This is a genomic window from Mycobacterium sp., from assembly GCF_049683355.1.
In the GTDB taxonomy this organism is placed as follows: Bacteria; Actinomycetota; Actinomycetes; order Mycobacteriales; family Mycobacteriaceae; genus Mycobacterium.
In genome coordinates this window covers 1-4,803 of record NZ_JBAUJB010000463.1, presented here as the reverse complement: position 1 = coordinate 4,803, position 4,803 = coordinate 1, and the positions used below count along the sequence as shown (strand labels likewise).

3 protein-coding genes and 3 pseudogenes are annotated in these 4,803 nt (G+C 68.0%); 2 read left to right on the top strand and 4 right to left on the bottom strand.

Annotation, left to right across the window (positions count from 1 at the left end):
• Window positions 1–133: 133 nt before the first annotated feature.
• Window positions 134–1,486: an ISL3 family transposase gene (locus tag WA944_RS26255; protein ID WP_526608745.1), complete on the top strand. Its 1,353-nt coding sequence runs from the start codon at window positions 134–136 to the stop codon at window positions 1,484–1,486.
• A 20-nt stretch (window positions 1,487–1,506) separates the two neighbouring features.
• Here the strand turns inward: WA944_RS26255 and WA944_RS26250 are convergent.
• Together WA944_RS26250 and WA944_RS26245 are read right to left on the bottom strand one after the other, a co-directional pair.
• Window positions 1,507–1,647 (bottom strand): annotated as a pseudogene (locus tag WA944_RS26250) (HNH endonuclease); the annotation flags it as partial.
• A 40-nt stretch (window positions 1,648–1,687) separates the two neighbouring features.
• Window positions 1,688–3,091, bottom strand: a pseudogene (locus WA944_RS26245) (xylulokinase).
• Here WA944_RS26245 and WA944_RS26240 point away from each other — a divergent pair.
• A pseudogene (locus tag WA944_RS26240) lies at window positions 3,075–3,284 on the top strand (ABC transporter permease); the annotation flags it as partial. The pseudogenes WA944_RS26245 and WA944_RS26240 overlap by 17 nt on opposite strands.
• Before the next feature lie 8 nt (window positions 3,285–3,292).
• Here the strand turns inward: WA944_RS26240 and WA944_RS26235 are convergent.
• Together WA944_RS26235 and WA944_RS26230 are read right to left on the bottom strand one after the other, a co-directional pair.
• Entirely contained in the window at window positions 3,293–4,405 is a 1,113-nt protein-coding gene (locus tag WA944_RS26235; RefSeq protein ID WP_526371530.1) for a pyridoxal phosphate-dependent aminotransferase, read from the bottom strand.
• Between the two features lie 51 nt (window positions 4,406–4,456).
• A partial coding sequence (locus tag WA944_RS26230; protein ID WP_526371528.1) for an acyl-CoA dehydrogenase family protein occupies window positions 4,457–4,803 on the bottom strand: 347 nt, incomplete at its 5' end.

Below are 4,803 nucleotides of genomic sequence, written 5' to 3'. Positions count from 1 at the left end.
CGGCGCCCTTGTGGGTGCAACGCGCTCGGCTTCCCCTTTAGAGGCTCTTCAATTTTAAGTGGGCAGTTGTGATTTCGCTCTCATAGAGCGTGTCGTTGAAGTTGGAGGCCCCTGGTCTTCCGAAGTCTGAAAGTTGCGAAGCATTCAGGCTGACGAAGGGAACCAAGGGCCAGTGTCTGACGGTACGACATTGTTGTTTGGGCTACCAGGGGTACGGGTCGAGCGTGTCGAGCGCCGGGCCGATGGGACGCGTGTGGTGTACGCGGTGACTGCCAGCGAGACGGCGGCGGCGTGCCCATCGTGTGGGGTGCTCTCCACGTCGGTGAAAGCCAGGGTTAGCACCTCGCCCAAGGACATCGGCTACGGCGAAGACCGAATCATGCTGCGGTGGAACAAGACCCGGTGGCGGTGCCGGGAGGACTACTGTGAGCGCGGCTCGTTCACCGAGTCCATCGCCCAGATCCCGGCCCGAGCGCGCACCACCAGACGGTTGCGCAGCCAGATCGGCGCGGCGATCGGGGACGCGGCCCGCTCGGTCACCGAGGTCGCCACCAGCCACGGCGTGTCGTGGCCGACCGCGCACCGCGCGTTCGTCGCCCACGCCGAGGAACTGCTCGTCGAGCCCGCCCCGACCCGGGCTCTCGGCATCGACGAGACCCGCCGCGCAAAGCCCCGCTGGCAGCACTGCGAGCAGACCCGGCAATGGGTGCGGGTCGACCCGTGGGACACCGGGTTCGTCGACCTGGCCGGCGATCAGGGCCTGCTCGGGCAGCGTGAAGGCCGCACCAAGGCCGCCGTCATCGACTGGCTGGGCGAGCGCACCCCCGAGTTCCGGGAAGCGATCGAGTTCGTGGCTATCGACCCCGCTGCGGTCTACGCCTCGGCGATCCGCACGCCTGGGCTGCTGCCCAACGCGACACTGGTGGTCGACCACTTCCACCTGGTCAAGCTCGGCAACGAAGCACTGACCAAGGTGCGTCGCCGCGTGACCTGGGAACTGCGCGAGCACCGGGGCCGCAAAATCGACCCCGAATGGGCCAACCGACGCAGACTCCTGCGCGCGCGGGAACGCTTGTCGCAGAACAGCTTTGCTACGATGTGGAACCAGATCCAGGCTGAGGATCCCAGTGCGCAAATCCTGTCGGCGTGGATCGCCAAAGAAGAGCTACGCACCTTGCTGTCCACCGTGCGGGTCGGCGGAGACCCGCATCTGACCCGCCACCGGCTGCACCGATTCCTGTGCTGGTGCATCGACTCCCAGATCCCCGAGCTGCTCACCCTGGCCACCACCGTCGACACCTGGTGGCCCGAGATCAACGCGTTCGTCCAGACCGGCATCACCAACGCACGCACCGAGGGCTACAACCGACTGGTCAAACAGGTCAAACGAGTCGGCTGCGGATTCCGGAACCCGGAGAACTCTGCCCGCCGGATACGATTCCACTGCACCCGCAAACAGCGGGCCGCAACCCAGACTTCATGCTGATTGCCCGGTCAAAATCGAAGAGCCCGTTTGGCCGCCCACAACGCCGTCACCCGCGCTTGGGCCGCGGCGGCCACACTTTTCAGCTTCTCGAGCTGCTCGACCTGCGCCCGCAGCTCAGCCTCACCGGCTGCCGCATCCAAGTCGAACGCACTTTCGAACATGAACCCAGACTAAACCACCCCACCGACAGGTCCGGTCACCTCATCGTGAGCTCTCGAGCGGCTGGTACTGCTCGAGCACCCGGGGCGTCGTGGTGGCGTCGTACGTGTTGGTCACGCCGACGGTCCATGGGGGTGGCGACTGCTCGCCGGAAAGGACCCACGCCGCCTGCCGGGCCGCCCCGAGTGCCACATACTCCGCTGGAGTCGGCACGTGTACCGCAGTACCGAACACCGCGGGTGCGATGCGCCGGATGGCCTCGGACCGCGCTCCACCACCGATCAGGATGATGCGTTCGGCAGCGACGCCCTGCTCGGCGATCTTGCCGGTGCAATACGCCATCGAGGCCAGTAGTCCTTCCACGGCGGCACGAGCAATGTTTTTCGCGGAGTTCAGGTTTTGTGTTGTCATGCCGTGCAGGGCGCCGGCGGCCCGGGGCAGGTTCGGCGAGCGTTCCCCGTCGAAGTAGGGGATGAGGACCAGGCCATCGGCCCCGGCGGGTGCCGACAGCGCGAGCCGGTCGAATTCCTCGAAGTCCAGGCTCAGCATCTCGGCCACCGCAGCCAGCACCGGCGCCCCGTTGAGGGGGGTGCACACCAGCGGAAGCTGATGCCCGGTGGCGTCGGCGAAGCCGGCAACGAGGCCCTCCGCGTCGTGCGGCGCCGCCTGCCCAACGGCACTCACCACCCCCGACATCCCCAACGAGACCACGCAGTCGCCGGCTGCTGCGCCCAATCCCAGTGCGGCTGCGGCGTTGTCGCCGGCACCGGGGCCGAGCACGGTTCCCAGCGGCGTGGCGCCCGCTGAGTCACGCGGTCCCAGAACCCGCGGCACCGCGGGAACGCGTCCCCTGAACGCCAGTTCGAGCAGGTCGGTCTGGTAGCAGTCGGTTTCGGCCGAGTAGTAGCCGGTGCCGCTGGCGTCACTGCGGTCGGTGCGAAGATCGGCGATGTCGGAGGATCCGGTCAGGCGCCAGGTCAGCCAGTCGTGCGGGAGGCACACCGCCGCGGTCTCGTCGGCATGGTCCGGCTCGTGGTCGGCCAGCCACCGCAGCTTCGCCGCGGTTATCGACGCGACCGGCACCACGCCGACGCGCTGCGCTCACACCGCGGGACCGCCGAGTTCCTCGACCAGCTGACAGGCCGCGTCGCCGGACCGGGTGTCGTTCCACAGCAACGCGTCTCGGACCACTCGTCCGCGGGAGTCCAGGCACACCATGCCATGCTGCTGGGCCCCCACCGAGACGGCCGACACGTCGTCCAACCCGCCTGCCTCGGCGATCGCACGCTGTAGCGCATCCCACCACAGAGCAGGGCCGACCTCGGTGCCGCCGGGATGTGGGGACGACGCCGTCCGCACCACCCGGCCGGTGTCGGCATCGCAGACCACCACCTTGCATGACTGCGTCGACGAGTCGATCCCGGCGACCAGGGCCGGCGGAACCAGTCTGTTCGGCGGCAAGGGCCGGGCGGTGGACGCGGTGATCGGCGGGGTCGTGGTGGCCACGATCGCCAACGGACTCGGCCTGCTGAATCAGTCGTCGTACATCAACTTCCTGGTCACCGGCGGTGTGCTGCTACTCGCGGCGAGCGTCGATGCGATATCGCGTCGACGCCGCTCGTCCACCGGACTGGGTTGAGCCGGGCACTAATTCAGCCACGAACCGATCCGCCGCAGTGCCTCCTCGATGTCGGCGGACGCACCGGCGAACGACAGCCGCACGAATGCACCGCCGCGGACGGTGTCGAAGTCGACCCCCGGTGCGATGGCAACGCCCGTCTCGGCCAACAGCTTCGAGCAGAGCGCCAGCGAATCGGTGGTGAGGTGCGAGACGTCGGCGTAGACGTAGAACGCACCGTCGGTCGGGGCGAGCCGGTCGATACCGATCGCGCGCAGACCGTCGAGCAGCACCGTCCGGTTCGCCGCGTAACCCTCCAGCAGTGAATCGGCTTCGGCGACGGACTCCGCGGTGAACGCCGCGACCGCAGCCTCCTGGGCGAGCGTCGGGGGGCAGATGGTGAAGTTGCCGGTCAGGCAGTCCACGGCCCGCCTCAGTTCTTCGGGCACCAGCAGCCAGCCCAGCCGCCACCCCGTCATCGCGAAGTACTTCGAGAAGCTGTTGACCACCACGGCTTCTCGCGATGTCTGCCACGCGCTGCTGGTCGCCGGGGATCCCTCGTACACCAGACCGTGGTAGACCTCGTCGCTGATCAGGCGTACCCCGGTCGTCTCACACCACGACGCGATCGCAGCGAGCTCCTCAGGCGGGATCACCGTGCCGGTCGGGTTCGCCGGACTCGCTACGACCACCCCCGCGACCGGGGGATCGAGTTCGGCCAACATCTGCGCCGTGGGTTGGAATCGGGTCTCCGGGCCGCACGGCAACTCGACCACCTCGCAGCCGAGCGCAGAGAGTATGTTGCGGTAGCACGGGTAGCCGGGGCTGGCGATCGCCACCCGGTCGCCGACGTCGAAGCAGGCCAGAAACGCCAACAGGAACCCGCCGGACGAGCCCGTGGTCACCACGACGTCACGTGCCTCGATCTCCAGCCCGTACCGGCTCCAGTACGAATCCGCGATCGCTGCACGCAGTTCCGGCTTCCCCATCGCCACCGTGTAGCCGAGCTGGTTGTCCTGCAGCGCCGACACCGCCGCGTTGCGCACCGGCGACGGGGCCCCCGCGCTGGGCTGGCCCGCGGACAGGTTGACCAGGTCGCCATGAGTGCGCTGCCGTTCAGCCGCGGCCAGCCACACATCCATCACATAGAACGGTGGAATACCTGCCCGCAGCGAAAGCGTCACGAGTTCAGGCTAGAACACCTGCGCTTCGAGGCGACGCAGGTGCTCACGAGCAGGCCCCAAAAGCTGTGCGCTGCCGTGGGCGCGTTTGAAGTACAACTGGATGTCGCTTTCCCAGGTGATCGCGATGCCACCATGGAGCTGGATCGCCTCACCGGCCACCGTCGAGAACGCCTCGCTGGCGGCAACCCGGGCGAGCGCGGCCGACGTCGGGTTCGGATCCGCCACGGCCTCGCCGACCACCGCCCGCGCGGACTGCACGGCGACGTAGAGATCGGCCATCCGGTGCTTGAGCGCCTGGAAGCTGCCGATCGGCCGGCCGAACTGGACGCGGTCCTTGGTGTACTGCACGGTCAGGT

What these genes read in the sequence shown, in the direction of transcription:
- WA944_RS26235 (WP_526371530.1), bottom strand. Translation starts at nt 4,405, where the DNA reads ATGGATGTGTGGCTGGCCGCGGCTGAACGGCAGCGCACTCATGGCGAC.